Here is a 25965-nt window from a genome sequence, read left to right on the forward strand (position 1 = left end):
TAGCGCCGGACCCGTCGAAAAGGTTGATTCTGCTCATGAGCCAAGCGCCCCTCGTCCTGGTGGACGGTTCCTCCTACCTGTACCGCGCCTTTCACGCGCTGCCGCCGCTGACCACGTCCAAGGGCATGCCGACCGGTGCGGTGAAGGGTGTGCTGAACATGCTCAAGAGCCTGCGCAAGCAATACCCCGACAGCCTGTTCGCCGTGGTGTTCGACGCCAAGGGCGGCACTTTCCGCGATGCCATGTTCGCCGACTACAAGGCCAACCGCCCCAGCATGCCGGACGACCTGCGGGTGCAGGTCGAGCCGCTGCATGCCAGCGTGAAGGCGCTGGGCTATCCGTTACTGTGCGTCGAGGGTGTAGAGGCCGACGACGTCATCGGCACCCTGGCGCGCAGTGCTGCCGCGAAGGGTCGCCCGGTGATCATTTCGACCGGTGACAAGGACATGGCTCAGCTGGTGGACGGGCACATTACCTTGGTCAACACCATGACCGGAAGCGTGCTGGACGTGGCTGGCGTGCACGAGAAATTTGGCGTCGGCCCGGAACATATCATCGACTTCCTGGCCCTGATGGGTGACAAGGTCGACAACATTCCCGGCGTACCGGGCGTGGGCGAAAAAACCGCCGTGGGCCTGCTGACCGGTATCGGCGGCGGCCTCAGCGATTTGTACGCGAACCTGGACAAGGTACCGGCACTGGCCATTCGTGGCGCCAAGACCTTGCCGGCCAAGCTTGAAGAGCACCGGGACGCAGCGTTCCTGTCCTACGAGCTGGCCACCATCAAGGTCGATGTGCCGCTGGATGTCGAAGTGGATGCGCTGGTGTGCGGTGAGCCTGATCGCGAAGCGTTGCAGGCGCTGTACACCGAGATGGAGTTCAAGACCTGGGTTGCCGAAGTGCAGCGTGAGGCCGCAAGGGCGGGTAATGAGGTTGCGCCGGTCGAAGAGCCGGCGGCCAAGGTTGAGCCGACGTACGAAACCATTCTTGACCAGGCCCGTTTCGAGGCCTGGCTGGAAAAGCTGCGTCAGGCGCCGCTGTTCGCCTTCGATACCGAAACAACCGGCCTGGATGCCCAGAAGGCGCAGCTGGTTGGCCTGTCTTTCGCTGTTGCGCCCCATGAGGCGGCTTATGTGCCGCTGGCCCACGATTACGAAGGCGCGCCAGCCCAACTGGACCGCGACGCCGTGCTGCTGGCGCTGAAACCACTGCTGGAAGACCCGGCCAAGGCCAAGGTCGGGCAGAACGCGAAGTATGACATCAACATCCTCGCCAATGGCTCGCCCGCCATCGAGATGCGTGGCGTGGCCTACGACACCATGCTCGAGTCGTATGTGCTGAACTCCACCGCCACCCGTCATGACATGGACAGCCTGGCGCAGAAGTACCTCGACCACACCACCATCGCCTTCGAGGATATCGCCGGCAAGGGCGCCAAGCAGCTCACTTTCAACCAGATCAACCTGGACAAGGCCGGCCCCTACGCGGCCGAAGACGCCGACATCACCCTGCGCCTGCACCAGGCGCTGCAGGCACGCCTGGCACAGACGCCAAGCGTGCAGCCGGTGCTGATGGACATCGAGATGCCGCTGGTGCCAGTGCTGGCCAAGATCGAGCGCCAGGGCGCGCTGGTCGATGCCGCGCTGTTGCACGTCCAAAGCGGCGAACTGGGCGTGAAGATGGGCGAACTGGAGCAACGTGCCTACGAGCTGGCCGGCGAGGAATTCAACCTCGGCTCGCCCAAGCAGTTGGGCGCGATCCTTTACGACAAGCTTGGCATGCCGGTGCTGAGCAAGACCGCCAAGGGCCAGCCCTCCACCGCCGAAGCGGTGCTCGATGAGCTGGCCTTGCTCGGTTACCCACTGCCTGAGGTACTGATGCAGTACCGCAGCCTGAGCAAGCTCAAAAGCACCTACACAGACAAGCTGCCGGGCCAGATCAACCCACGCACCGGGCGTATCCACACCTCCTACCAGCAGGCTGTGGCGGCCACTGGCCGGCTGTCGTCGAGCGACCCTAACCTGCAGAACATCCCGATCCGTACCGCCGAAGGCCGGCGCATCCGCCAGGCGTTCATCGCCAGCCCAGGATACAAACTGCTGGCGGCGGACTACTCGCAGATCGAGTTGCGCATCATGGCCCACCTGGCCAAGGACGAAGGCTTGCTGCACGCTTTCCGCAACGACCTCGACGTGCACCGCGCCACGGCGGCGGAAGTGTTCGGTGTGGCCTTGCAAGACGTCACCACCGACCAACGTCGCAAGGCCAAGGCCATCAACTTCGGCCTGATCTACGGCATGAGCGCCTTTGGTTTGGCCAAGCAGATCGGCGTCGACCGCAAGCAGTCGCAGGATTACATCGACCGCTACTTCGCCCGCTACCCAGGCGTGCTGGCCTACATGGAACGCACCCGCGCTCAGGCGGCCGAGCAAGGTTTTGTCGAAACCCTGTTCGGCCGTCGTCTGTACCTGCCGGACATCAACGCCAAGAACCCCGCCCTGCGCAAAGGCGCCGAGCGTACGGCGATCAACGCGCCGATGCAGGGCACCGCGGCCGACATCATCAAGCGGGCCATGGTCAATGTGGATAACTGGCTGAGCGAGAGCGGGCTGGATGCCCGAGTGATCCTGCAGGTACACGACGAACTGGTACTCGAGGTACGCGAGGACCTGGTTCAGCAGGTGAAAGATGAAATTCGCCAGCACATGAGCCAGGCAGCGCAGCTGGATGTACCGCTGCTGGTGGAGGCAGGAATTGGTGCGAATTGGGACGAAGCTCACTGATTGAGCAGGGAAAGCTGTGTAGGATCTGCGACGTAGCGACGCGGATCCTGGCACCGCTCAGTGCCATTGGTGCTGAAGTTTCATGAAACTATCGCAAATAGTTTTCAGGGCTTCGGAACTAAACCGGTGAAGCGGAACTCAGAGTAACTGAATGGCTGGTGAAGCCCTTCGATGCTCCTATGTTGTGTTAAGTGTTGGCAGATATCTGGACCCCGCCCTAGCGGTCCGGACTTAGACCCCGAACTTCCCCCTCCCCATACGAAGTCCGGGGTTTTTTTTGCCCGGAATTTGCCACCAAGGTGCCCCGCTCCCACAAGAGCGGGGCAGTGCAGCTTCAGGCGACTGGCTTGTCTTCCAGCTCCATCCAGCCCGCCAGCACCCGGTAGGCGTCTTCCACGCCCAGGCGCTTGGGTGCCGAGAACAGCTGGATGGTCACGCCATCGCCCCAGCCCTTGCGGATTTCCGACTGCACCTTGAGCAAGGTGTTCTTGCCCGCGCCGTGGGTCAGCTTGTCGGCCTTGGTCAGCAGGATGTGCATCGGCATGCCGCTGGCCTTGGCCCAGTCGAGCATCATCTTGTCGAAGTCGGTCATCGGGTGGCGCACGTCCATCATCAGGATCACGCCACGCAGGCACTCCCGGCTGCCCAGGTAGGCTTCCAGGTGTTTCTGCCAGTGCTGCTTGAGCGGAATCGGGACTTTTGCATAACCGTAGCCCGGCAGGTCGACCAAACGCCGTTCATCGTCCAGACTGAAGAAATTCAACAGCTGGGTGCGCCCTGGAGTTTTCGAGGTACGCGCCAGGCTGGCATGAGTCAGGGTGTTGAGGGCGCTGGATTTGCCGGCGTTTGAACGGCCGGCAAAAGCCACCTCGTAACCCTGGTCGTCCGGGCATTGTTCGACCTTGGCTGCGCTAAGGGCGAATGTGGCTTTCTGGCAGAGGCCGAGGATGGGGTTCTTGACTTGCATGGGATATCCGATGTGGGTGTTGCCTGACTCTGTAGGCCCGAGCCTGGCAAGCGGTGTCGTTTCCGTTTGGATGGCGGAAGTATATAATGCCCCAGTTTTTGTGTGCTCATTCTCCCAGCGAAGGAGAACGGGCATGGGGTGTCGAACAATAGCTCGCGCAACAGAACGCAGCGCGGCCCCCAACCCTGAAGGTCGTTCCGCATGGCGAAATGGCTGCTTGCTGTCGGTATGTTCCTGCCGGTTTTCAGCGCACAGGCTACACAGGATCCCGAGGTGTTGTACAACCGCACGTGTGCGGCCTGTCACACCGGGCAGTTGCCACAGGCACCCAGACAGGGTGACCGGGCGGCTTGGGAGCCAAGGCTGGCGCAAGGCATGGAGGTACTGGTGAAGCACGTGACCCAGGGTTTCAAGGCTATGCCGCCGCGTGGATTGTGCATGGACTGCAGTGCCGAGGACTACCGTTTGGTCATCCTTTGGATGAGCGGCAGTCCCGATACATAACATTTCACCCTTAGCCGTGTTGGATTAGCTGATGAACAAACTAGTCGTGAGTCTGCTGTTGACCCTGGGTGTCGCAGGTGCGGCCACTGCTGCGCAACCTATCAAAGGCGATGCCGCCGCTGGCCAGGCCAAGACTGCCGTCTGTGGCGCCTGCCACAACCCCGACGGCAACAGCCTGGCACCGAATTTCCCGAAACTGGCCGGCCAAGGCCAGCGCTACCTCGAAAAACAACTGCACGATATCAAGTCGGGCAAGCGTACCGTGTTGGAGATGACCGGCATGCTGACCGCCTTCAGCGACCAGGACCTGGCCGACATCGCCGCCTACTTCTCCAGCCAGAAAGGTAGCGTGGGCGCTGCCGACCCCAAGCTGGTCGAGCGCGGCCGTTCGCTGTTCAATGGCGGCGACCTGGAGAAAGGCATGCCTGCCTGCACCGGCTGCCACTCGCCCAACGGCGCAGGCATCGCTTTGGCCGGCTTCCCGCACCTGGGCGGCCAGCACTCTCAGTACGTGACCAAGCAGCTCACGGACTTCCGCGAAGGCAACCGCACCAACGATGGCGATGCCATGACCATGCGCACCATTGCCGGCAAGCTGAGCAACCACGACATCGAGGCGTTGGCCAGCTATATCCAGGGCCTGCATTAACTTTCAGTTAATGTTGTAGGCCAATGATGAAAGGGCGGCCGGGCCGCCCTTTTTTCAGTCCGCAGCCGTTACACTACAGAACTCGGCCCTTCCCGGCCTGTCTCAGTGCAGGTCGCGTCGTGGCGACCCATGACTGCTCAGGAGTAAAGCATGCGTAAACTGATTCTCAGCGCTGCGCTGGTCGCCGCCAGCGTATTCGGTATGACTGCCGTCCAGGCCGCGGAGCCTGTTGCCGGCAAGGAATACATCGAGCTGAGCAACCCTGTTCAGGTTTCCGTGCCTGGCAAGATCGAAGTGGTCGAGTTGTTCTGGTACGGCTGCCCTCACTGCTACCACTTCGAGCCGGTCATCAACCCGTGGGTCGACAAGCTGCCCAAGGACGTCAACTTCAAACGCGTACCGGCCATGTTCGGTGGCCCTTGGGATGCACACGGCCAGATGTTCCTGACCCTCGAAGCCATGGGCGTCGAGCACAAGGTGCACGCGGCGGTGTTCGATGCCATCCAGAACCAGCGCAAGCATTTGACCAAACCAGAAGAGATGGCCGACTTCCTCGCCACTCAGGGCGTGGACAAGGACAAGTTCCTCGCCACCTTCAATTCGTTCGCCATCAAGGGCCAGGTCAACCAGGCCAAGGAACTGGCGAAGAAGTATGAAATCACCGGCGTACCGAGCATGGTGGTCAACGGCAAGTATCGCTTCGACCTGGGTACTGCCGGCGGGCCGGAAGGTGTGCTGAACGTCGCCGACCAGCTGATCGAGAAGGAGCGCGCCGCTAAGTAAGCGGCGTAACCCATGCCCCGCCTCAGAGCTACGCGTGGCATTGGCCTGCACCAGCCGCAGGTCAACGAGCACCACCTGCAGGCCCCAGGCCTGCCCGAGGATGGTCGGCTGCGGCTGCTCAGTTTCAACATCCAGGTGGGCATCAGCACCGAGCGCTACCGGCATTACCTGACCCGTAGCTGGCAGCACTTGCTGCCGCACAACGGGCGGGCCGGCAACCTGCAGAAGATCGGCAAGCTGCTGGGTGACTTCGACCTGGTGGCCCTGCAGGAAGCCGACGGCGGTAGCCTGCGCTCGGGCTACGTCAACCAGGTGGAACACTTGGCCCATCTGGGTGCCTTCCCCTATTGGTACCAGCAGCTCAACCGTAACCTCGGGCGTTTTGCCCAGCACAGCAACGGCGTGCTCAGCCGCCTGAAACCGCAACTGCTCGAAGACCACCCGTTGCCAGGGCCGGCCGGGCGTGGTGCGATCCTGGTGCGTTTTGGCGAGGGCAAAGATGCGCTGATCGTGGTGATGATGCACCTGGCATTGGGGGCCAAGACCCGCGCCCTGCAGCTGGGCTACATTCGCGAGCTGATTGGCGGTTACCGTCACCAGGTACTGATGGGCGACATGAACACCCATGCCACCGACCTGCTGGAGCATTCGCCGTTGCGCGACCTTGGCCTGGTTGCCCCGCAAGTCGAAGCCACTTTCCCCAGCTGGCGACCGCAACGTTGCCTGGACCATATCCTGCTCAGCCCAAGCCTCACTTTGGAGCGGGTCGAGGTGCTGGCGCAGCCAATTTCCGACCACCTTCCCGTTGCTGTCGAGATTCGATTGCCTGATGCATTGACTGTGGATACGCTGCCGGTTTTGAGCTAATTGCCATCACCGTTTGCGGACCTGGGCATGACTGAAGACGCAGAGCGCTGGAAAGAAAAATACCTGAAAAGCATCGAGCAGCAAGAAAGGCTCGAACGCCGTTGGGATGCCCGTCTTGACTTGCTGCGTCGCGGCCTGGTGCGTAGCACCCTGGCTGCCGAAGGCAGTGACAAGATCGTCGATGAGTGCATGAAGGAAATGCGCGATGTCATCCGCAGCGACAATATGGACGCCGGCCTTGCCGGGTTGATTCCGCGCCTTGAAAAAGCGGTGTTGGACTCCGAACAGCGTCGCGAAACCCGCATGAACCAAGTCAGCGATGCGCTGACCGCACTGGTTGGCCAACTGCAAGGCTTACCGCTGCCCAGCGATATCTCGCGGCCATTGAAAAAACTGGCGAAGAAGCTCGACGGCGGGGTTGCCCAGTCACGCGAGCTGCCGCCGCTGCTGGGCGAGTTGAGCGGCCTGCAGGGGCGCGCGCTGTCGGCCTTGGGCAAACCCGGCGAAGACGCCCGGCCAGGTTTTCTGCAGCGTTTGTTCGGCAGCCGCGAAGAAGACGCACAGGCGGAGGCAGCGCTTGCGCCGGTGGCGCAGCCAGCGGCCGAGGCCCAGCCCCAGGCAGCGGGGAGCATCGCACTCTTGCCGCCCGATGACGTCGACGCGCTACAACCGTTGCCGGGCCCTGCTGCCTCCTGCGCCGAAGTGACTGACGCGCCCGAGGCTGAGCTGGAGGTTTCTGGCCCGGCGCTGATCGAGTCGGTCGAAACGCAGCCCGCCTCGTTGCCGCAAATGCCACAGGATGAAGCACCAGTGGCAGAAGCTGCCGCCAGCGAGCCGCTGGCTGAGGCAGAGCCACTACAGGCTCTGGAAGAAACCTTCGGTGAAGACGGCCCCTATGCCCTGCCCTATGCGGTGGAGCCGCCTTACAGCCAGGTTGCCGCGCACATCGAGCAAACCCTGATCGGCCTGCTCGATGACCTCAGCCTGCCCGAGCGGCACAAGGCCCAGGCGTTGGAAATGCGCGAGCGGGTCGCCCGCGGCTTGAACTGGTATGAGCTGATCCCGGTACTGGATGATCTGGCGGTGCTCATGCTGGCGATTACCGACAGCGGCCAGCACGAATTTGAAACCTACCTGCAGCAGCTCAACGAACGCCTGGAAGGTTTCCAGAGCCACTTGCATGAGGCCAGCGCCGGCCATGCCGACAACAGCAGTGCGGCCCGCGAGCTGGATAGCCAACTGCGCGAGCACGTCGATGGCCTGCAGAGCAGCGTGCAAGGCGCCGCCGACGTAGACAGCCTCAAGCACATCCTGGAAAACCGCCTGGAAGGCTTGCTGGTGACCATGGACGAGCACAAGCATGAGCGTGATCGCCGTGAGCAAGAGCTGGCTGGCCGTCTGAAAGGCCTGTCGGAGCGGGTGGCGAACATGGAGCACGAGGCGCTTGGCTATCGCGAGCATCTGGAGGAGCAGCGCCAGAAAGCCCTGCTCGACCCGCTCACTGGCCTGCCCAACCGTGCCGCCTGGAGCGAGCGAGTCGAACGCGAAATGCTCGACTGGCAAGAAAACGGTGGCCATCTGGCGATGGCAATTCTCGATCTTGACCATTTCAAACGCATCAATGACAGCTATGGGCACCTGGCTGGAGACAAGGTCCTCAAGATCGTTGCCGACCAGTTGCGCAAGCGCCTGCGTGTTCGTGATTTCATCGCCCGTTTTGGCGGCGAAGAGTTCGTCTTGCTGCTACCGCAGACCCCGCCGGCGGCCGCCGCACAGGTGGCCGAGCTGCTGCGTGCCACCGTCGAGGCCTGCCCATTTCACTTCAAGGGTGAACGGGTGGTGATCACTACCTCCATCGGTCTGGGCGCATTCCGTCCTGGGGAGCGCAGCGACCAAGTGCTCAAGCGCGCCGATGCCGCGTTGTACCGGGCCAAGGAGCATGGGCGCAATCGCGTCGAACAAGGTTAGCCAGTCACGTCGATCCACGGCAGGCGCAGCTGTGGGGAGCACGTTATACTGTAGCGCTCATACGCTGAGGCCACTGACGTGCTTTCCACGCTTAAAAAAACCCTGATTTCCTTTTTGTTGTTGTCTGTCGCCGGTTGCTCGACGGGCCTGCGCATCGACCGCAGCCACCCTTCAGCCAATCAGGACAACCGCATCCAGTTCGTTGTCCTGCACTACACCAATGCTTCGCTGGAGCGTTCTCTGGCGTTGCTTACCCACGGTGAGGTCAGCAGCCATTACTTGATCGGCGATGGCCCGGCGACGGTGTATCAACTGGTGGATGAAAACCGTCGTGCCTGGCATGCCGGTGATAGCCAGTGGCAGGGGCGCACCTGGCTGAATTCCTCGTCCATCGGTATCGAGATCGTCAACCCGGGCTTCACCGACACCCCGAACGGCCGTGTCTGGCACCCTTACAGCGAGGCGCAGGTCCAGTCGTTGATCGCGCTGCTCAAGGACATCGTCAAACGCAATAACATCGAACCCCGCCATATCATCGGCCACAGCGACATCGCCCCGCTGCGCAAGCTGGACCCAGGGCCATTGTTCCCGTGGAAGCGCCTGGCCGACGCCGGGCTGGGTATCTGGCCGGATGCCAACGCGGTTGCACGGCAGCAGGCCTACTTCAGTGTCAACCCGCCAAGCGTTGGCTGGTACCAGCAGGAACTGGCACGTTTTGGCTATCAAGTCGAACAGACCGGCGTGCTGGATGTCGCTACACGCCATGTGATCGCTGCCTTCCAGATGCGCTTCCGCCCGCAGCGCTTCGACGGCATGCCGGATGCGCAGACAGCCGCGATGCTGCAGGTGCTCAACCGGATGCGCTAAGCCTGTGTAGCCCGCAGCGAAGCGCCAAACGGTGCGGGTGATTCTCGATTCAGTTGCTATACCTTAGTTATCAACTGGATGCCTTTGATGTCAGCACTCATCGCCTTGCTGCGCCAAATTTTTTACCGCCCCTGGATGCTGGCCACCTTGGCAGCGTTGGCCAGCGCTGCGTTATTGCTCTCTGCCAGCATCGGCATTGCCCTGCAACAAATGAAGCAAAGCGAAAGCGAACAGATGAACGCCCAGGGCGAGCGTTTTCTGGATCGCCTCGAACAGGTGTTCGGCCAGTTGCGCGAAGGGGTCGACCTGCTGCAGGCCCAGCCATTGCGCGGCTGCAGCCCGGCGATGCTGGCAGCCTTGCAGCAGGTTGGCCTGAGCTCGCGGTTCATCTATGAAGCGGCCTATGTGGATGGCGACGTTGCCTGCTCCAACCGCGGTGACGAGCGCGCGTTCGTTCCCTTGCGGGCGCCGGATATCCAGGGCCCGACGTACAGCTACTGGCTTAACACCACCACCGAGCCGAACGAGAACCTGGCAGCACTGATGCTGGGCCGTGGCAAGTTTCTGGTTTCCACCTCGCGTGGTCACTTGACCGATGTGGTCGACCTGCCCCCAGGCGGCAGCCTGGTGGTGGTGCTGGACAATGGCGCGCGGGCCATCCCCGTGCTCGGCCCGCCACAGGTATGGCCACCACCCTCGGCCTGGTCAACCAGCCACAAATCGCTGTTGGAGCTCAGTGATCGGCTGATCTACCGAATGCCGACCAAGTCACCGGATTATCAGCTTGTACTGATCGCGCCGCGGGCCAGCCTGCCGCTGAGGATGAACGGCATGCTCTGGTTGCTGTTCCCCGGCAGCGTGCTGGCGGCCTGCTGCATCGGTTGGCTGGTATTGCAGTTGATCCTGCAACGGCGGTCGATGAGTTCGGAGTTGCAGAATGCCTTGCGCCGTGGAGAGTTGCAGGTGCTGTACCAGCCAATCATCGAGCTCGACAGCCGGCGTTGCGTTGGGGCCGAAGCCTTGGTGCGCTGGCGCCGTCCGGACGGCACGCTGACCAGCCCGGACCTGTTCATTCCGTTGGCGGAGAATACCGGGCAGATTCGCCAGATCACCGACTTTGTCCTGCAACGTGTACTTGAACAATTAGGGCAGTTGCTGCGCTCGCACCCCAAGCTGTACATATCGGTAAACCTGGCGGCCTGCGATGTGATGGTGCCTCGTATCGGCCGGGTGGCGGCGCGCTTGCTGGCGTTGCATCGCGTGGCACCCAGCCAGATCGCCTTCGAGGTAACCGAGCGCGGCCTGATCGACGTGGTGGTGGCCCGCGACAACCTGCAGGCGCTGCGCGCCGTGGGGCATCAAGTGCTGATCGACGATTTTGGTACCGGCTATTGCAGCCTTGCCTACTTGCAGACCCTGCCAGTGGACTGCCTGAAAATCGACAAGGCGTTTATTGATGCCCTGGGCCATGATGCCGCCAGTAGCGGCGTGGCTCCGCATATCATCCGCATGGCCCATGACCTGCACCTACGGGTGATTGCCGAAGGTATCGAGTTCGAGGACCAGGCGGTGCTACTGAACAGTGAGGGAGTCAATTACGGCCAAGGCTGGCTGTTTGCCCGGCCACTGAACGCCCGTCAATTTGCCGAGCTGGTGACCCGCGGGCACCTGCCACGTCGGGTTTAGGCGCATTACAGCATTCATACCGGCAATGCCATGTAGAACTGGGTCCCTTGCCCTGGCCGTGAAAATACGCCCATGCGCCCGCCGTGCAGTTGCACGATCTCTTTGCACAACGCCAGCCCCAGCCCTGCGCCACCTTTCTTGCGGCCTACCTGCACGAAAGGCTCGAAGATGCGCCCTTGCTGCCCATAGGCAATGCCCTCACCGTTGTCCTCGATGCTGATGATCACCCGCTCCGCATGTCGCCTGGCATGCAGGCGGATGCGCCCGCCGTTGGCGGTATGGCGGATGGCATTGTGCAGCAGGTTGTCCAGCACCCGGTCCAGCTGGGCGACGTCGGCCTGAATGCGCGGTAGTGGCGCTTCCAGCTCCTTGAGCAACTCGATCTGCTTTTGCTGCGCCTGCTCGGCAAAGCGCAGCTGCGCACGCTCCAGCAGTTCGTCGAGGGCGCAGGGGGCCAGCTCGAGCTTTTGCAGCCCGCTCTGGTATCGGGAGAAGTTGAGCAGGTCGTTGATCAACTGGGTCAGGCGCTGCATTTCTTCGCCGATGGTTTCCAGCAGGTCGTTCTCGCGTGCATCGGGCGGGAACTTGACCCGCTCGCGCAGCAGGCCGAAGGCCATGTGCATGCCGGTCACTGGGGTACGCAGTTCGTGGGAGGCGCGCAGCACGAACTCGCTGCGCACGCGCTCGAAGGCTCGTTGCTCGGTCACATCGTGCAGCACCATCACCGCGCCGAGGATGGGCCCCTGCGGGTGACTGACGGGGGTCAAGCTGTAGGTGAGCAGGCGTGTTTCTTCATCGACTTCGATGTTCAGGTCGTCCGGTTGACGGTCTAGGCTACCTCCGCGCAGTACCTGGCGCAGCTGTTGCTCAAGCTCTGGTCGCTGCAGGGCGTTGGCCAGGCCGCTGCCCACGCGGCTGTCGCTCCAGCCGAGCTGGCGTTGCGCCACGGGGTTGAGGTGCTCAAGGCGACCCTGGCGGTCGATGATCAGCAGGCCATCGTCGATGCTGTCGAGCACAGCCTGCAAGCGCTGCTGACCGGCCAGCAGCTCGTCAACGTTGGTGGCCTGGTGTTTGCGCAAGGCATCGGCCATCAGGCCAAAGCGGCGAGTCAGCTGGTTCAGCTCGGTCGCCTGGGTGACCGGCAAGGTGACGTCGAAATTGCCTTTGCCCAGTTGGTCGGCCGCTTTGGCCAAGGCTTCGATAGGCTGGCCAAAACGCCGGGCGATGTTGTGTGCGGTGATGAAGCCGAGCACCAGTACCACCAGACCCATCAGGCCGAGTACACCACTGACCAGCAGGGCGCGGTCACGGGTGTGCTCCTCGCTGCGGGTGATCAGGTCCAAGGCCTGCTTGTGGGCATCGATCAGGTCGGTTCGCACCTGGTTGAACGCGGCGCCCAGCGGTTGATCGACTCCCATGCTGCGGGCGGGTGCGGCGCTATCGCGATAGGCCTGGAGAAAAGCTTGGTAATTGCTGCTGGCCTTGCTGAAACCGGTGCGCTCACCGCCTTGTTCCAGCCCTTGGTTGAGCAGGGCCTGGAAGTTTTCCTGCAGCAGCCGCAGGTTATCCGGGGCGGTTTCTTCATCAAGAATGAGGGTCAGCTGTTCGCCCAGGTTCTGGCGCAATTTCAGCCCCACTTCCAGGGCATGGGTGGTTTCGCGCACCAACTGCTGTTGCACGGCGGCCATCTGCAGCACGCTGACCAGGCCCAGCAGCAGGCCCAGCAACGCCACGGTCACCAGCGCCGAGATGCTGAGGAAAAGCCGCGTGCGCAGCTTCATGGGCGGCCACTTCACAGGTTGTACTGCTTGCGCTTGCGGTACAGGGTGGAGGCATCGATGCCCAAGGTCTTGGCCGCTTGGTCGAGGGTATCGCTGGCGGCCAGCACGGCACCGATATGCGCGCGCTCCAGCTCATCCAGGCTAAGCGCGGCACCCACGCGTGGCGCATTGCCGGTGGGTTGCTCACCCATGCCCAGGTGGCTGATTTCCACACGCTCCTGTGGGCAGATGATGCTGGCCCGTTCCACGACGTTGCGCAGTTCGCGAATGTTGCCGGGCCAGCGATAGTTGAGCAGCGCAGCGCGCGCCTCGTCACTGAAACCGCGGGCGGGGCGAGAGTATTCCTTGACGAAGCGGGCGAGAAAGCGGTCGGCCAGGGTGAGGATGTCTTCACTGCGTTCGCGCAGCGGCGGCAGGTGCAGGGTGATGACGTTCAGGCGATACAGCAGGTCTTCGCGGAAGCGGCTTTCGCGCACCATCTCTTCGAGGTTGAGGTTGGTGGCGGCCAAAATGCGCACATCGGCACGTCGGGTAACCGGGTCGCCGACGCGTTCGTATTCCTTGTCCTGGATGAAGCGCAGCAGTTTGGGCTGCAAGGTCAACGGGAAATCGCCGATTTCGTCGAGGAACAGCGTGCCGCCGTCCGCTTGGCTGACCCGCCCAAGGGTGCTTTCGCTGGCTCCGGTGAAGGCGCCACGGGTATGGCCGAACAGCTCGCTTTCCATCAGCTCGGCGTTGAGCGACGGGCAGTTGATGGTCACGCAGGCTTTGCGCGCGCGCTTGCTCCAGCCATGGATGGCCCGTGCCAGCTCGCCCTTGCCGGTACCGGACTCGCCAAGGATGAGGATGTTGGCGTCGGTGGTGGCGACCTGGCGGGCGGTTTCCAGCACCGCCATCATGGCCGGGCTGTGAGAGTCGAGGCCGTCCTTGGGTTTGCGAATTTCACCTTCCAACGCCTCCAGGCGGGCAGAAAGCTGGCGCACTTCCAGTTGCTTGGCGGTGGCCAGGCGCAACTGGTCGGGGCTGCACGGCTTGACCAGGTAGTCGGCCGCGCCGGCCTGGATGGCGTCTACCGCTGTATCGATCGCCGAGTGTGCGGTAACGATCACCACTCGCATCCACGGGGCCTGGATACGCATCTGCGCCAGCACGTCCAGGCCATTGTCTTCACCCAGGCGCAAATCGAGGAAGCACAGGTCGAACACCTGGCGCTGCAGCAGGCTTTCGGCCTGGGCCGCGCTGTTGGCCGTGGCCACGCTGTAGCCCTCGTCCTCCAGGCAGTAGCGGAAGGTGCGCAGGATCGCGGACTCGTCATCCACCAGCAGAATGCGGCCTTGGTTGTCCTGGGCTGATTCCATTTCCTGCGCTCCTTTGGGATAGATCGTTATTTAGTGTGGGAAAAATCGGGCAAGTTGCATGGTCAATTCTGAAGGATTCTGTCCTTTGCATGCTAGCCAATGGCCAAAGGATGCCTGCAACCCGTGATTTTCCAATGCTTTGCTTAGAGGCACGCGCTGGCACATTGGTTGCGAAGTTTTTTAGATTTTGCCAAGAAGGAGGCACTGCCATGCCCTTTTCCCTGCGTACAGCCGTGTTGGCAGCCACCCTGCTGCCAGCCTTTACCCCTGCATTCGCCGACCCTGTGCAGGACGCGCGCCTGGAAGGCGCCCTGCAAACCGCCCTGTCACTCAATCGCATGCTCGACCCGTTCCGTATCACGGTTGAAGTGGACGGCAAGCAGGCGCGTCTTTCCGGTGAAGTGGAGAACGAGGTCGAGCGGCAGCTGGCCGAGGATGTGGCACGGGCCACTCGGGGTATTGAACAGGTGGAGAACCAGCTGCGAGTCAATCCCCAACTGGTAGAGCGCCCGCTTGAATTGCGTGCCTACGCCCAGCGCCTGGAGGACGCCACCCTGGCTGCGGTGATACGTGCCCGTCTGCTGTGGAGCCGCACCACTGAGAAGGCGCCTATAGAAGTACAAAGCAGTGAAGGCGTGGTGACCTTGCGCGGCAAGGTCGACAGTGCCGAAGCCAAGGAGTTGGCGGGCGTGGTGGCGCGTACCACCGACGGCGTGCACCTGGTCAACAACCTGGTCAGCCTGGATACCGCCGCCATGGCCAAGGCCCGGGAAACACCGGTGGGGGCGCCAACTGGGCCGCAGCCGAGTGACAGCTGGATCATCGACAAGATCCAGAACAGCTATCGCTTCAGTCGCAACCTCGACGGCCTGAACCTGAAAGTGGCTAGCGAGGCAGGCATGGTAAGGCTGTCGGGCGAGGTGGTCAGCGCCGAGCAAAAAACCATCGCTGTGGAGATCGCCCGGCAGATCATCGGTGTGCGTGGGGTGGATGCTGACCTGCTCAAGGTGGCGATCAAGGTCGAAGGCTGATCGTGCAATTCGCACGACTGCACGGGCGGCATCGTGCAGGATACGTCCTTACTGCTTGCCTTGTTGTTATCTAACTAGTTGATTTAAAAGGATTTAATTTAATTTCGAAGGCTGGCATGCAGGCTGCAATTACCTGTTCAGGTTTGAACAAAAATTACAGCAGGAGGAGCCGGCATGAACCGCCAATCCGTCAACCGCTCGCAGATCGCCGCACTGCCCTTGCGCCAGATGCTGACACTCGGCATGGCGTTGCTGCTGACCTTGGCCGCCGGCCTCTTCTATTACAGCTGGCAAACGGCGCGTCTGGCCGAGCAAGTGGCGGCGCAGACTGCCCTGTTGACGCAGATCCAGGCAACCCGTGCCAACACCTTGGTCAAGGCGGCTGAGCCGCTGCCTACCGGCCAGGCCACTGCCTCACCGGCCACCCTGGAAACTGTCGTGCCTCAGGACCGCTGGGTCTTCTGACCTGCCGGCCGGATCTATTCCGCAAAAAGAAAGGAGAACCACCATGCTGAGCTGGGCTATCACTTTCCTCATCATTGCCATTGTCGCCGCTGTACTGGGCTTCGGTGGTATCGCGGGCGCTGCGACGGGTATCGCCAAGATCCTGTTCATCGTCTTCCTGGTGTTGTTCGTAGCCTCCTTCTTCTTTGGACGTGGACGAGGTTGAAGATGAGCAGGAAGCTTTGTTCAGCCCTGGCTGCCGCCCTGTTGCTGGGTGGCAGTACGGCGGCGATGGCGGCCAATGACGGCCAGGTCCGGGTCGATCAGTTGCTCGGCTCGGACCCGGAGTACCGGGAAACCTGGCAGGACACTCTCAAAGGCGAGGAACGCCTGCCCGATTGGGTGGTCAATCTGACCGGCAGTGCTCAGCAGCAGATGTCTGCCGTTACCGAAGACGGCGACAAGTACTTGGTCGGGCCGCTGTGCGAGGCCAAGGATAATTGCACTTACAAACGCCTGATCGTGGCGTTCAGCTGGGACAAGGATGACGCCTACGGGATGCTCGTGGAGGTGCCCGAAGGCTTGCCGAGCGACAAGTCGCCCACCCGTCATGCGCAGTATCGTTGGTTAGGCGAACCGGACGATGGCATGAAGGCGATGCTGCAGGAGCAGCTCAAGCGTGACCCGAACTGGTACTGAGCATTTATTGCCGGTACGGATGAACGGTCACCACTGTCACGTAATAGAAGCTGAACCTTTCTATAGTTCAGCCTTCTATGATGCGCCGCCCCGAGGAGGGGCAGCACATGACCAAGGGGCCGGGCTGTTCTGATTGTTGCAGGATCGGAGTGGCCTAGGGGTACAGGGAGTGCCTCCAGTAATGGGCCGGGTCAGGAAAGGCGGAATCGGAAGTATCAGGCCGGCGGTATCACAGGGATACCTTGTCAGGCCTGACTTCCGAGGAGCCCTGTATGAAGCGTCGCTTCTCTTGCGCGTTTTTTCTCCCGAGACACATTTTGTCTCGACCGTACATCAAATTTTTTTCGACCTTCTTGTTGCTGGTACAAGCGGCATTTACGCCATTCGGATTGTCGAACAAGCCATCTTCCTTGCCCTTTATGTACCGTCAAATCTGCCGAAATATGGCGGTTTGGTCTTGTTCGGGATTCCGAACGTTATAAATCAATCACTTGCGAAGCTGCCGAATGGGTCGAAAACCGTATGCCAAAACGGCATGGGGTATGCGTTTCCGGCATTAGCTTTCGCCCCTTCCCGTCGCAATAGTTGCCGCCTTTTTCGCTGGCCAGAGCGCCCTGTCGCTCGCCTGCGGTGTCCTTACATGACGTCGCCGGACGGAAGCTTGCACGGCTCGTGACTTTGCCAATGGCTCTGTTACACGTGTTTCCGCCAGGTGCCATGACCACTAGAACAAAGGGTAAAGACATGAAGAAGGCAAAACTGAGCCTCGCCTGGCAGATCGTCATCGGTCTGGTCCTGGGTGTTGCAATCGGCGCGCTACTGAACCACTTCAGTGCAGAAAAGGCCTGGTGGATCAGCAACGTCCTCCAGCCCGCTGGTGACATCTTCATTCGCCTGATCAAGATGATCGTCGTCCCGATCGTGATCTCGTCGCTGATCGTGGGCATCGCCGGGGTTGGCGACGCGAAGAAACTGGGCAGCATTGGCCTGAAGACCATCATCTACTTCGAAGTAGTGACCACCATTGCCATCGTCGTGGGCCTGGTGCTGGCCAACCTGTTCCACCCGGGCGCCGGCATCGACATGAGCACCCTGGGTACCGTGGACATCTCCAAGTACCAGGCCACTGCGGCCGAGGTGCAGCATGAGCACGCGTTCATCGAAACCCTGCTGAACCTGATCCCGTCGAACATCTTCGCAGCGCTCATGCGTGGCGAAATGCTGCCGATCATCTTCTTCTCGGTCATGTTCGGCCTGGGCCTGTCGAGCCTCCAGGCAGAACTGCGCGACCCACTGGTGCGTACCTTCCAGGCTGTTTCGGAAACCATGTTCAAGGTCACCCACATGATCATGAACTACGCCCCTATCGGCGTGTTCGCCCTGATCGCCGTGACCGTGGCCAACTTCGGCTTCAGTTCGTTGCTGCCGCTGGCCAAGCTGGTGCTGCTGGTGTACTTCGCCATCGCCTTCTTCGCCTTCATGGTGCTGGGCCTGGTTGCCCGCGTGTTCGGCTTCTCGGTAATCAAGATCATGCGCATCATGAAAGATGAGCTGATTCTGGCTTACTCCACTTCCAGCTCGGAAACCGTGCTGCCGCGCGTGATCGAGAAAATGGAGAAGTACGGCGCGCCGAAGTCGATCTGCTCGTTCGTGGTGCCGACCGGCTACTCCTTCAACCTTGACGGTTCGACCCTGTACCAGAGCATCGCGGCCATCTTCATTGCCCAGCTGTACGGCATCGACCTGTCGTGGAGCCAGCAGCTGCTGCTGGTGCTGACACTGATGGTCACCTCCAAAGGTATCGCTGGTGTGCCGGGTGTGTCGTTCGTCGTGCTGCTGGCCACCCTGGGCAGCGTGGGCATCCCGCTGGAAGGCCTGGCCTTCATCGCCGGTGTCGACCGCATCATGGACATGGCCCGCACCGCGCTGAACGTTGTCGGCAACGCCCTGGCTGCACTGGTCATCGCTCGTTGGGAAGGCATGTACGACGCCGCCAAGGGCGAGAAGTACTACGCTTCGCTGATGGCCGACAAGCAGGAAGCTGCGGTGGTTGGCGAAACCGCCAAGCGCTGAGCCTGATGGCTGTTTGACCCAAAGCCCCGACTTGTCGGGGCTTTTTGTTTTCCGGGTCATTCGCGGACCATTGTAGGCGCGCGATCGCCAGCCCCAGGCTTCGATACGCTATCATTCGGGCATTTTTCAGGGGGTACACACGGATGCTCAACGGCCTTTGGCTCGGCTTTTTCCTGGTGGCGGCGGTGTCCGCCCTGGCCCAATGGCTGGTGGCCGGCAACGCGGGCATCTTCGCCGCAATGGTCGAAAGCATCTTCGCCATGGCCAAGCTGTCGGTGGAGGTGATGGTGCTGCTGTTCGGCACGCTGACCCTGTGGCTGGGCTTTCTCAAGATCGCCGAAAAGGCCGGTATCGTCGAATGGCTGGCCAAAGTGCTGGGCCCGCTGTTCGCCCGCCTGATGCCGGAAGTGCCGCCTGGTCACCCGGCCCTGGGCCTTATCACCATGAATTTTGCCGCCAACGGCCTGGGCCTGGACAACGCCGCGACGCCGATTGGCCTGAAGGCCATGCGCGCGCTGCAGGAGCTGAACCCCAGCAGCACCACGGCGAGCAACGCGCAAATCCTGTTCCTGGTACTCAACGCCTCTTCGCTGACGCTGCTGCCGGTCACCATCTTCATGTACCGGGCCCAGCAGGGCGCGCCGGACCCAACCATGGTGTTCCTGCCGATCCTGCTGGCGACCAGCGTCTCGACCTTGGTCGGCCTGCTGTCGGTGGCAGTGATGCAGCGCTTGCGACTGTGGGACCCGGTGGTGCTTGCCTACTTCATCCCCGGCGCTTTGCTGCTGGGAGGTTTCATGGCGTTCCTCGGCACCCTGTCGGCCGCTGCACTGGCAAGCCTGTCGTCCATCTTGGGCAACCTCACGTTGTTTGGCGTGATCATGCTGTTCCTGGTGATCGGTGCCTTGAAGCGGGTGAAGGTGTATGAAGCCTTCGTCGAAGGTGCCAAGGAAGGTTTCGATGTGGCCAAGAACCTGCTGCCCTACCTGGTGGCGATGCTGGTGGCGGTGGGTGTGCTGCGCGCATCAGGTGCCTTGGAGCTGGCCTTGGACGGCATTCGCCATGCGGTGAACTGGATGGGCCTGGACACACGCTTCGTCGAGGGTTTGCCGACGGCGCTGGTCAAGCCGTTTTCCGGTAGCGCAGCACGGGCCATGCTGATCGAAACCATGCAGACCCAAGGCGTGGACAGTTTCCCGGCCTTGGTCGCGGCGACGATTCAAGGCAGTACCGAAACCACCTTCTATGTACTGGCCGTGTACTTTGGCGCCGTCGGCATCCAACGTGTGCGCCATGCAGTCGGTTGCGCACTGCTGGCCGAGTTGTCCGGGGTGATCGCGGCGATCTTCATCTGCTACTGGTTCTTCGCCTGAACCCTCGGTTGAGCCTGGTTTGCCTGGGCAATGGTCCAGCTCACCACCTGCCCCACCAGTTGGTCGCTGGCTTGGCCAAAGCCGGTAACCACGGCTGACACCTGTTTGTCGGTCAGTGGTTGGCGGATCTCAAAGCGCTTGCTGGCCAGGATGCGCTGGTTGCGCCCCTGGACCAGGCGTGCGTCGTAGCGGATCACCACCTCTACCGCCCCGCCTGGGCGGTATTCACTCTGAAACGCCTGCAGCTCGCCAGCCAGCTCGTAGTCAGCCTGCAGGTTGCTGTCGTCGGCGCTCAGGCGCTGCACCTGGCCGTCACGCTGGAAGCCATCGAGCAAGCGGTTGCGCAGCAGCACCGGGGCCGCATCGCTCCAACGTGCGCCCTTGTAGCTGCTGACCATATCGCCTTGGGGAATCACGGCAATCCGTGGCCCGGCCAGCACTTCGCTGGCCAGTGGCTTGTTCAGGCGCAATGACCAGTCCAGTGCCGGTGCCGTGCGGCTGGGTTGATTCACTGGCAGGCGGTAAAGGTCCACGGGTTCGCTTTTGGGCAGGATCGAGCAGGCACTGGCCAGGCTCAGCGCGGCCGCCAGGGCCAGCAGGCGCAGCGACGGTTTCATGGCTGGAACTCCTTGTTGTTGTCGCGGCCAAGCAGGTAGCCGCTCGGGTCGGCCTCCAGTTGCCGGGAAATGCCTTTGAGTGCGTTAAGGGTTTCGCGCAGTTCACGAATGGCCGGGGTGAGCTGGTTCAGGCCTTGGGCGCCGTCGCCGATGGCCTCGCTGTTGTTCTTCAGCAGGTTGTTGATGGTTGCCGTGCTTTCAGCCAGTGACTGCATGGCCTGCTCGGCGCTGCCGATCGCCTGTTTGCCTTCGCTGCCCAGCAGGCCGTTGGCATTGCGCATCAGCGTCTGTGTTTCGGCCAGGGTGGCGCTGGCCTGCTTGCCCACCTGCACCAGCTGTTCGATTGCCTCGGCGATGCTGCCATGCTGGCCGGCAAAGGCGCCGGTGGTCTTGTCGAGGTTGGCCAGGGTGTTGCTGAGGTGGCCGATGTTGTCCTCGGAGAACATCTGGTTGGCGTTGTGCAGCAGCAGGTTGATGTTGGTCACCAGGTCGCTGCTGTCATTGAGCAGGCGCGAGATGGGCGATGGCGAGGCGATGATCACCGGTAGCTTGCCATCTTTGCCCTTCAGTTCTGGGCTTTGCGGGGTGCCGCCGCTGAGCTGGATGAACGAGTTGCCAGTGACCCCGGCCAGGGTCAGCTTGGCCTGGGTGTCTTCCTTTACCGGTGTGTCACCGCTCAGACGTACCCGTGCCAGTACCCGGCGTGGGTCTTTGGGGTCCAGGCGCAGGGTGGACACATCGCCCACCTTGATGCCGTTGTACTGCACCGGGCTGCCACGGGAAAGGCCCGAGACGGCTTCGTTGAACACCACTTCGTAATCCTTGAAGGCGTCGTCGACACTGGACTTGGCCAGCCACAGGCCGAACAGCATGGCGCCGGCCACCACCAGGACGGTGACCAGGCCGATAAGAACGTGATGGGCTCGGGTTTCCATTGCTCAGCGCTCCTGCCCGGCACGGGTGGCAGCCTGTTCGGCTGCGCGCCCGCGTGGGCCGTGAAAGTATTCTTGGATCCAGGCGTCGTTGGTCTGCTCGACCTCGGCCAGCGGGCCGGCCACCAGGACTTTTTTCTGCGACAGCACCGCAATGCGGTCGGTGATGGTGTACAGGGTGTCGAGGTCGTGGGTGATGAGGAACACCGACAGGCCCAGGGCATCGCGCAGGGTGAGGATCAACTGGTCGAACGCGGCGGCACCGATCGGGTCCAGGCCGGCGGTGGGTTCGTCGAGGAACAGGATGTCCGGGTCCAGGGCCAGTGCGCGGGCCAGCGCCGCACGCTTGATCATGCCCCCCGACAACGAGGCCGGGTACTTGTCGGCGGCCGAGATCGGCAACCCGGCCAGGGCCAGCTTCACGCCGGCCAGGTGCTCGGCATCGGCGCGGGACAGCCCGGCGTGCTCGATCAGGGGCAAGGCCACGTTCTCGGTCACCGTCAGCGAAGAGAACAGCGCGCCCTTCTGAAACAACACGCCAAAGCGCCGCTCAACCAGCGAGCGCTGTTCTTCACCCAGGCCGGCCAAGTCCTGGCCGAATACCTTGATCTGCCCTTCGTTGGGTCGGCGCAAGCCGATGATGCTGCGTAGCAGCACCGATTTGCCGCTACCTGAGCCACCGACCACGGCGAGGATTTCGCCACGGTACAGGTCAAGGTCGAGGTTTTCATGCACCACCTGGCGGCCGAAGCGGTTGCAGATGCCACGGGCTTCGATGACGCGATCCTGATCACTCACCAGCCCATCTCCATGAAGAACAGCGCGGCTACCGCATCCAGCACGATGACCACGAAAATCGACTGCACCACCGCCGAGGTGGTGTGTGCCCCTACCGATTCGGCGCTGCCGCTGACCTTGAAGCCTTCCAGGCAGCCGATGGCGGCGATCAGGAAGGCGAAGAAGGGTGCCTTGGCCAGGCCTACCAGAAAGTGCTGCACGCCGATGTCGCTTTGCAGCAGCGACAGGAACATGGCCGGCGAGATATCCAGCGTCAGGGCGCAGACCACCGCGCCACCAATCATGCCGCAGATCATCGCGACAAAGGTGAGCAACGGCAGCGAAATCAGCAGGGCCAGCACCCGTGGCACCACCAGTAGCTCCATGGGGTTCAGGCCCAGGGTGCGGATGGCGTCGATTTCTTCATTGGCCTTCATCGAGCCTATTTGCGCGGTGAACGCGCTGGCCGTGCGCCCGGCCATGAGGATGGCGGTCAGCAGCACGGCGAATTCGCGCAGGAACGAGAACGCCACCAGGTCGACGGTGAAAATGGTCGCGCCGAAGTCGGCCAGCACCGTGGCACCGAGGAAGGCCACTACCGCACCCACCAGGAAGGTCAGCAAGGCGACGATGGGCGCGGCATCCAGCCCGGTCTGTTCGATATGTGCCACCACCGGTGTGAAGCGCCAGCGATGCGGTTGCAGGGCGCGACGCAGCAAGGTTTCGAGGATGACGCCGACGAAACCGAGCAACTGCATGGAGTCTTGCCACAGTGTGCCGACGGCGCGGCCGATGCGTTCCAGCAGCATCAGCAGTACGTTCCGCTCGGGCTCCTTGACCGGGATGCAGTAGTCCTGGACCGAGCAGTAGACGTTCTTGAGCAGTGCGCGGCTGGCTTCGGGCAGGTCTTGGGTACAGCACGACAGGCGCTCGGAACCTAGCAGCTCGGCCAGCAGCGACGCGCCGGCGGTGTCCAGGCGGCCTAGCTGGCTGAGGTCGGCGACGGTGTCGGCAGCGTATTGCGTGCGCAGTTGCTCGCTTTCGCGCTTGAGGTTGGCGTAATGCGCCAGGGTCCAATCACCGGTAATGCGCAGGCAGGGCGGCTGGCTGCTGGTGTCCAGAATGGCGCTGGGGGTGGTCATAGGCTCCATGCAATTGACTCGGCGCTAAGGCTTAGGGGCTGATCATAGCGCAGCGGGCATGGGCTGTTTGTTGATTATGTGCTGTGTTAGGGGCTACGAGGCTGCAACGCAGCCCCTTTTTACTTACTGCGCCGGTGCGTCGTCGACCACCTTGAAGCGCAGCACGCCGATCACCTGCCCATCTTCGGTCAGCACCCTTACCTGCCACTTGCCTACCGGGTTGGGCGGGAAGTTCTGCTTGTGGGTCCAGGCCCGGTAGCCTTCCTTGCGCCCGCCGTGGATGTCCAGGGCTATGCGGTCGACCTCCTGGCCGTCCTTTTGCCACACATGGTAGATCCGCTCATTCAGGCCGCGTGGCGCGTTGATGGCGGTATAGGCGTACAGGCCGCTGCTGCGTATGCGACTGGCGGCAATCTCGTCCAGCGATTCGCCTGGCTGGCGGTTGAGTACTTCGGTGCTCACCGCCACCTCGGTCATCCACAGGGTTGCTGGCGGCACCCAGGAGCGCAACAGCCAGCCGCCGGCACCGACCGACAGGGTAACCACCACCAGCGCCACGGCGCGGCGCCAGTTGTTGATCGGGAAGCTACTGGCCAGGCTTGGGAACGACAGGGCCATGGCTGCGATCAGGGCCAGCTTGAAGCTTTGCGCGGTGGTCAGGTGCAGGATGATCGGCAACGCAGTCAACAGGGCGGCGAACAGCGTCAGGGTGTGCAGTGCCAGGAACAGCCAGCGCCGGGGTGCCAGCCACTTGTAGTACAGGGGGTCGGTGATCGAAATCAGGCCGGCGGCGCCAAGCAAGCCAGTGAAGACCAATTGGCCGCTGTTCCAGGTGGTGGTGATGAAGAAGAACGGCAGCACGAAGAACAGTGTTTCCTGGTGGATCATCTGCGTCGCGTAGCGCAATAGCGGCTGCGGGATCTCGCGGTTGAAGGTGCGTGCGAACAAGCCGGTGAGGGTGTTTTCCAGCATCAGCCAGACCCAGCTGACCAGCATGAGTATGGCGACCCAGCTGGCCAGGCCGGCTTGGCGATCGACCAGGATGAAGCTGCCGATACCGGAGAGGAAACCGCCGAGCGCGATGATGCCGGGGTAGCGTTTGAGCAGTTCGATGATGCGCTGGACGATATGGGGGATTTGGGGCATTGGGGGCTACGACAGAAAGGATGAGTTGGCGGTACCGGCCCCTTCGCGGGCACGCCCGCGAAGGGGCCGGTACTGGCAAAAGGATACCGCCGATTCACCGCTGCCGTGTAGCACCACTCGGCCGTTGCGGGCCTTGCCGCCGCCAGCGCAGCAGCCCGGCCGCCAGTATCAGGCCCACTATCAGCGCGACCAGCCCGTATAGTTCGTCATAGCCAAGCAACGGCTTTTCGATGCGCAGGTAGCCGTCCTCCTTGAGCAGTGCCTTCAGCGCCTCGTTGGCCTGGGCCAGGCTGACCTGGCGCAGCTTGCGCACCGGGTTGGCGAAGCGCCCGTCGGTATAGTCGTTCAGCGCACCCCAGTAGTAGTCGGCCAAGGCACTGTTACCCTGGGTACTCCAGCTTTCCTTGGCGACGCTGGCGTCCTTGATGCGGGCAAAGGTGTCTGGGTCGAGGCCTTCCTTGCGCAGGTGGTCGAACAGCGCCTGCATCACCTTCACCGCCTTGTCGATGTCATCGCGCTCAAGGTCGGCATTGAGGCTGAGCAGGCCGGTGTCGCCGAAGCTTTCTCGTTGCACCGAAGGGCCATAGGACAGCCCATTGCGCAGTCGCAGCTGGTCGTACAGCGCCCAGTCCAGGTAACGCGACAGCAGGTCGAGGGTGGCCTGGTGGTCGTTGTCCAGCACGGGCTCGATGAACAGCCAGTGCAGTTTGACGCTGTCGCCCAGCCAGCCACGGGTCAGGTCGCGGCGCTGCTCGGCCTGCTGGGTAATGCTTTCCAGGTTGCGGCGTTCTTCTGGTTCAGTTGCTGGCAGTTCGCCAAAGGTGCGCTCCAGATACGCCGGCAGCAGACGGTCGAGGCCGCCGACCACGATCAGGGTCATGTTGTTGGCCGCGTACCAGCGGTCACGCAAGGCCTGTACTTGCTCCAGGGTCATGTCGTCGAGGTTGGAGCGCTCCGGGCATTTCAGCCCCAGCTCGGTGGCCAACTGGTCGCTGGCCGGGTGGCCGATATCCTGGCGGTCGAGCCAGCGCTGCAAGTGGCCGTAGTGGCCGCCATCTTCGCGTTCGATGATGCGCTTGGCGGTGGCCAGGGCCTTGGCGTCGATGCGGGTATCGCGGATCACCGCCAGCAGCAGGTCGAGGACCTTGCGCTGATTGCGCGCAGGGGCTTCGATGACAAAAGTCGTGTCGGCGCTGCTGGTGTAGGCGTTCCACTCGCCGCCAAGCGCCTGCAGGCGCTCTTCCAGGCCGCCCTCGCCCATTTCGTCGATGCCGCTGAACAACAGGTGCTCAAGCAGGTGCGGCAGTTCTTTCTGCTCGCAATCGAAGTCATCCAGGCCCACCCCGACCACCAGGCGAATTGCCACATGATCACGTTCGTAGCCGTTTTTCAGGATGACCTGCAGGCCATTGGGCAACAGGTAGCCTTCGACCCGCGAGCGGTCGAGGGCGATCGAGGGCAGGCTGCAGATCAGCAGGCAAACGAACATCAGGCAACGCATGGGCGAGCGAGGGTCCT

23 protein-coding genes are annotated in these 25965 nt (G+C 62.2%); 14 read left to right on the plus strand and 9 right to left on the minus strand.

Annotated elements, in window-relative coordinates; genetic code table 11:
- The first annotated feature begins 35 nt into the window (after window positions 1–35).
- Window positions 36–2783, plus strand: a complete 2748-nt coding sequence (gene polA, locus ACNQP3_RS00405; RefSeq protein WP_264316691.1) for a DNA polymerase I — start codon at window positions 36–38, stop codon at window positions 2781–2783.
- Between the two features lie 334 nt (window positions 2784–3117).
- Here polA and yihA read toward each other — a convergent pair whose 3' ends face one another.
- A complete protein-coding gene (gene yihA, locus ACNQP3_RS00410) occupies window positions 3118–3750 on the minus strand; it encodes a ribosome biogenesis GTP-binding protein YihA/YsxC (RefSeq protein WP_012269928.1) in 633 nt (210 codons plus the stop codon).
- A gap of 201 nt (window positions 3751–3951) precedes the next feature.
- Between yihA and ACNQP3_RS00415 the strand changes: the two genes are divergently transcribed.
- The 7 genes from ACNQP3_RS00415 (at window position 3952) to ACNQP3_RS00445 (ending at window position 11074) form a co-directional block, all read left to right on the plus strand.
- Window positions 3952–4254: a c-type cytochrome gene (locus ACNQP3_RS00415; RefSeq protein ID WP_012269929.1), complete on the plus strand. Its 303-nt coding sequence runs from the start codon at window positions 3952–3954 to the stop codon at window positions 4252–4254.
- A gap of 31 nt (window positions 4255–4285) precedes the next feature.
- Window positions 4286–4903, plus strand: a complete 618-nt coding sequence (locus tag ACNQP3_RS00420; RefSeq protein ID WP_012269930.1) for a c-type cytochrome — start codon at window positions 4286–4288, stop codon at window positions 4901–4903.
- 150 nt (window positions 4904–5053) lie between these two features.
- On the plus strand, window positions 5054–5686 hold the full coding sequence (dsbA, locus tag ACNQP3_RS00425; RefSeq protein ID WP_012269931.1) for a thiol:disulfide interchange protein DsbA: 633 nt from the start codon (window positions 5054–5056) through the stop codon (window positions 5684–5686).
- A 12-nt stretch (window positions 5687–5698) separates the two neighbouring features.
- Entirely contained in the window at window positions 5699–6553 is an 855-nt protein-coding gene (locus tag ACNQP3_RS00430) for an endonuclease/exonuclease/phosphatase family protein (protein WP_012269932.1), read from the plus strand.
- 27 nt (window positions 6554–6580) lie between these two features.
- Entirely contained in the window at window positions 6581–8521 is a 1941-nt protein-coding gene (locus ACNQP3_RS00435) for a GGDEF domain-containing protein (protein WP_264316692.1), read from the plus strand.
- 78 nt (window positions 8522–8599) lie between these two features.
- On the plus strand, window positions 8600–9388 hold the full coding sequence (locus ACNQP3_RS00440; protein ID WP_012269934.1) for an N-acetylmuramoyl-L-alanine amidase: 789 nt from the start codon (window positions 8600–8602) through the stop codon (window positions 9386–9388).
- Window positions 9389–9475: 87 nt separating this feature from the next.
- Window positions 9476–11074 (plus strand): EAL domain-containing protein, encoded by a 1599-nt coding sequence (locus tag ACNQP3_RS00445; RefSeq protein ID WP_012269935.1) that lies wholly within the window; start codon window positions 9476–9478, stop codon window positions 11072–11074.
- A 14-nt stretch (window positions 11075–11088) separates the two neighbouring features.
- Here ACNQP3_RS00445 and ACNQP3_RS00450 read toward each other — a convergent pair whose 3' ends face one another.
- Complete coding sequence (locus ACNQP3_RS00450; protein ID WP_264316693.1) at window positions 11089–12855, minus strand: KinB sensor domain-containing domain; 1767 nt, start codon at window positions 12853–12855, stop codon at window positions 11089–11091.
- An 11-nt stretch (window positions 12856–12866) separates the two neighbouring features.
- Entirely contained in the window at window positions 12867–14213 is a 1347-nt protein-coding gene (algB, locus tag ACNQP3_RS00455; RefSeq protein WP_012269937.1) for a sigma-54-dependent response regulator transcription factor AlgB, read from the minus strand.
- Between the two features lie 209 nt (window positions 14214–14422).
- Between algB and ACNQP3_RS00460 the strand changes: the two genes are divergently transcribed.
- From ACNQP3_RS00460 to ACNQP3_RS00485, 6 genes are all read left to right on the plus strand, one after another.
- Window positions 14423–15244 carry a BON domain-containing protein gene (locus tag ACNQP3_RS00460; RefSeq protein ID WP_060514961.1) on the plus strand — a complete coding sequence of 274 codons (822 nt, stop codon included), beginning with the start codon at window positions 14423–14425 and terminating at the stop codon, window positions 15242–15244.
- A gap of 174 nt (window positions 15245–15418) precedes the next feature.
- Entirely contained in the window at window positions 15419–15709 is a 291-nt protein-coding gene (locus ACNQP3_RS00465; RefSeq protein WP_012269939.1) for a hypothetical protein, read from the plus strand.
- A gap of 43 nt (window positions 15710–15752) precedes the next feature.
- Window positions 15753–15914, plus strand: a complete 162-nt coding sequence (locus ACNQP3_RS00470; protein WP_003252966.1) for a DUF1328 domain-containing protein — start codon at window positions 15753–15755, stop codon at window positions 15912–15914.
- Between the two features lie 2 nt (window positions 15915–15916).
- Complete coding sequence (locus ACNQP3_RS00475; RefSeq protein WP_012269940.1) at window positions 15917–16387, plus strand: inhibitor of vertebrate lysozyme family protein; 471 nt, start codon at window positions 15917–15919, stop codon at window positions 16385–16387.
- Window positions 16388–17131: 744 nt separating this feature from the next.
- A complete protein-coding gene (gene gltP / locus ACNQP3_RS00480) occupies window positions 17132–18460 on the plus strand; it encodes a glutamate/aspartate:proton symporter GltP (RefSeq protein WP_012269941.1) in 1329 nt (442 codons plus the stop codon).
- A gap of 143 nt (window positions 18461–18603) precedes the next feature.
- The gene (locus tag ACNQP3_RS00485) at window positions 18604–19833 is read left to right on the plus strand and encodes a nucleoside recognition domain-containing protein (RefSeq protein ID WP_012269942.1); all 1230 of its coding nucleotides are present in this window, start codon (window positions 18604–18606) and stop codon (window positions 19831–19833) included.
- Here the strand turns inward: ACNQP3_RS00485 and ACNQP3_RS00490 are convergent.
- The 6 genes from ACNQP3_RS00490 to ACNQP3_RS00515 all read right to left on the minus strand — a co-directional run bounded on the left by ACNQP3_RS00490 (window position 19815) and on the right by ACNQP3_RS00515 (window position 25948).
- Window positions 19815–20450, minus strand: a complete 636-nt coding sequence (locus ACNQP3_RS00490; RefSeq protein ID WP_060514963.1) for an ABC-type transport auxiliary lipoprotein family protein — start codon at window positions 20448–20450, stop codon at window positions 19815–19817. The genes ACNQP3_RS00485 and ACNQP3_RS00490 overlap by 19 nt on opposite strands.
- Window positions 20447–21385, minus strand: coding sequence for an MlaD family protein (locus ACNQP3_RS00495; RefSeq protein ID WP_060494431.1), 939 nt, complete (start codon window positions 21383–21385; stop codon window positions 20447–20449). The genes ACNQP3_RS00490 and ACNQP3_RS00495 overlap by 4 nt, the downstream gene beginning before the upstream one ends.
- A 3-nt stretch (window positions 21386–21388) precedes the next feature.
- Window positions 21389–22180, minus strand: coding sequence for an ABC transporter ATP-binding protein (locus ACNQP3_RS00500; RefSeq protein ID WP_060494430.1), 792 nt, complete (start codon window positions 22178–22180; stop codon window positions 21389–21391).
- Window positions 22177–23310 (minus strand): ABC transporter permease, encoded by a 1134-nt coding sequence (locus ACNQP3_RS00505; RefSeq protein ID WP_069943023.1) that lies wholly within the window; start codon window positions 23308–23310, stop codon window positions 22177–22179. Before ACNQP3_RS00505 ends, ACNQP3_RS00500 begins: the two co-directional genes overlap by 4 nt.
- Before the next feature lie 114 nt (window positions 23311–23424).
- A complete protein-coding gene (locus ACNQP3_RS00510; protein ID WP_012269947.1) occupies window positions 23425–24447 on the minus strand; it encodes a DUF5924 family protein in 1023 nt (340 codons plus the stop codon).
- 94 nt (window positions 24448–24541) lie between these two features.
- Window positions 24542–25948: a M16 family metallopeptidase gene (locus ACNQP3_RS00515; RefSeq protein WP_012269948.1), complete on the minus strand. Its 1407-nt coding sequence runs from the start codon at window positions 25946–25948 to the stop codon at window positions 24542–24544.
- Window positions 25949–25965: the final 17 nt, after the last annotated feature.

Source organism: Pseudomonas sp. LFS074 (assembly GCF_047978165.1).
Lineage (GTDB): Bacteria > Pseudomonadota > Gammaproteobacteria > Pseudomonadales > Pseudomonadaceae > Aquipseudomonas > Aquipseudomonas putida_P.

Coding starts and splice junctions, on each gene's coding strand:
- polA (WP_264316691.1), top strand. CDS start 36: ATGAGCCAAGCGCCCCTCGTCCTGGTGGACGGTTCCTCCTACCTGTAC.
- yihA (WP_012269928.1), bottom strand. CDS start 3,750: ATGCAAGTCAAGAACCCCATCCTCGGCCTCTGCCAGAAAGCCACATTC.
- ACNQP3_RS00415 (WP_012269929.1), top strand. CDS start 3,952: ATGGCGAAATGGCTGCTTGCTGTCGGTATGTTCCTGCCGGTTTTCAGC.
- ACNQP3_RS00420 (WP_012269930.1), top strand. CDS start 4,286: ATGAACAAACTAGTCGTGAGTCTGCTGTTGACCCTGGGTGTCGCAGGT.
- dsbA (WP_012269931.1), top strand. CDS start 5,054: ATGCGTAAACTGATTCTCAGCGCTGCGCTGGTCGCCGCCAGCGTATTC.
- ACNQP3_RS00430 (WP_012269932.1), top strand. CDS start 5,699: ATGCCCCGCCTCAGAGCTACGCGTGGCATTGGCCTGCACCAGCCGCAG.
- ACNQP3_RS00435 (WP_264316692.1), top strand. CDS start 6,581: ATGACTGAAGACGCAGAGCGCTGGAAAGAAAAATACCTGAAAAGCATC.
- ACNQP3_RS00445 (WP_012269935.1), top strand. CDS start 9,476: ATGTCAGCACTCATCGCCTTGCTGCGCCAAATTTTTTACCGCCCCTGG.
- ACNQP3_RS00450 (WP_264316693.1), bottom strand. CDS start 12,855: ATGAAGCTGCGCACGCGGCTTTTCCTCAGCATCTCGGCGCTGGTGACC.
- algB (WP_012269937.1), bottom strand. CDS start 14,213: ATGGAATCAGCCCAGGACAACCAAGGCCGCATTCTGCTGGTGGATGAC.
- ACNQP3_RS00460 (WP_060514961.1), top strand. CDS start 14,423: ATGCCCTTTTCCCTGCGTACAGCCGTGTTGGCAGCCACCCTGCTGCCA.
- ACNQP3_RS00465 (WP_012269939.1), top strand. CDS start 15,419: ATGAACCGCCAATCCGTCAACCGCTCGCAGATCGCCGCACTGCCCTTG.
- ACNQP3_RS00470 (WP_003252966.1), top strand. CDS start 15,753: ATGCTGAGCTGGGCTATCACTTTCCTCATCATTGCCATTGTCGCCGCT.
- ACNQP3_RS00475 (WP_012269940.1), top strand. CDS start 15,917: ATGAGCAGGAAGCTTTGTTCAGCCCTGGCTGCCGCCCTGTTGCTGGGT.
- gltP (WP_012269941.1), top strand. CDS start 17,132: ATGAAGAAGGCAAAACTGAGCCTCGCCTGGCAGATCGTCATCGGTCTG.
- ACNQP3_RS00485 (WP_012269942.1), top strand. CDS start 18,604: ATGCTCAACGGCCTTTGGCTCGGCTTTTTCCTGGTGGCGGCGGTGTCC.
- ACNQP3_RS00490 (WP_060514963.1), bottom strand. CDS start 20,450: ATGAAACCGTCGCTGCGCCTGCTGGCCCTGGCGGCCGCGCTGAGCCTG.
- ACNQP3_RS00495 (WP_060494431.1), bottom strand. CDS start 21,385: ATGGAAACCCGAGCCCATCACGTTCTTATCGGCCTGGTCACCGTCCTG.
- ACNQP3_RS00505 (WP_069943023.1), bottom strand. CDS start 23,310: ATGGAGCCTATGACCACCCCCAGCGCCATTCTGGACACCAGCAGCCAG.
- ACNQP3_RS00510 (WP_012269947.1), bottom strand. CDS start 24,447: ATGCCCCAAATCCCCCATATCGTCCAGCGCATCATCGAACTGCTCAAA.
- ACNQP3_RS00515 (WP_012269948.1), bottom strand. CDS start 25,948: ATGCGTTGCCTGATGTTCGTTTGCCTGCTGATCTGCAGCCTGCCCTCG.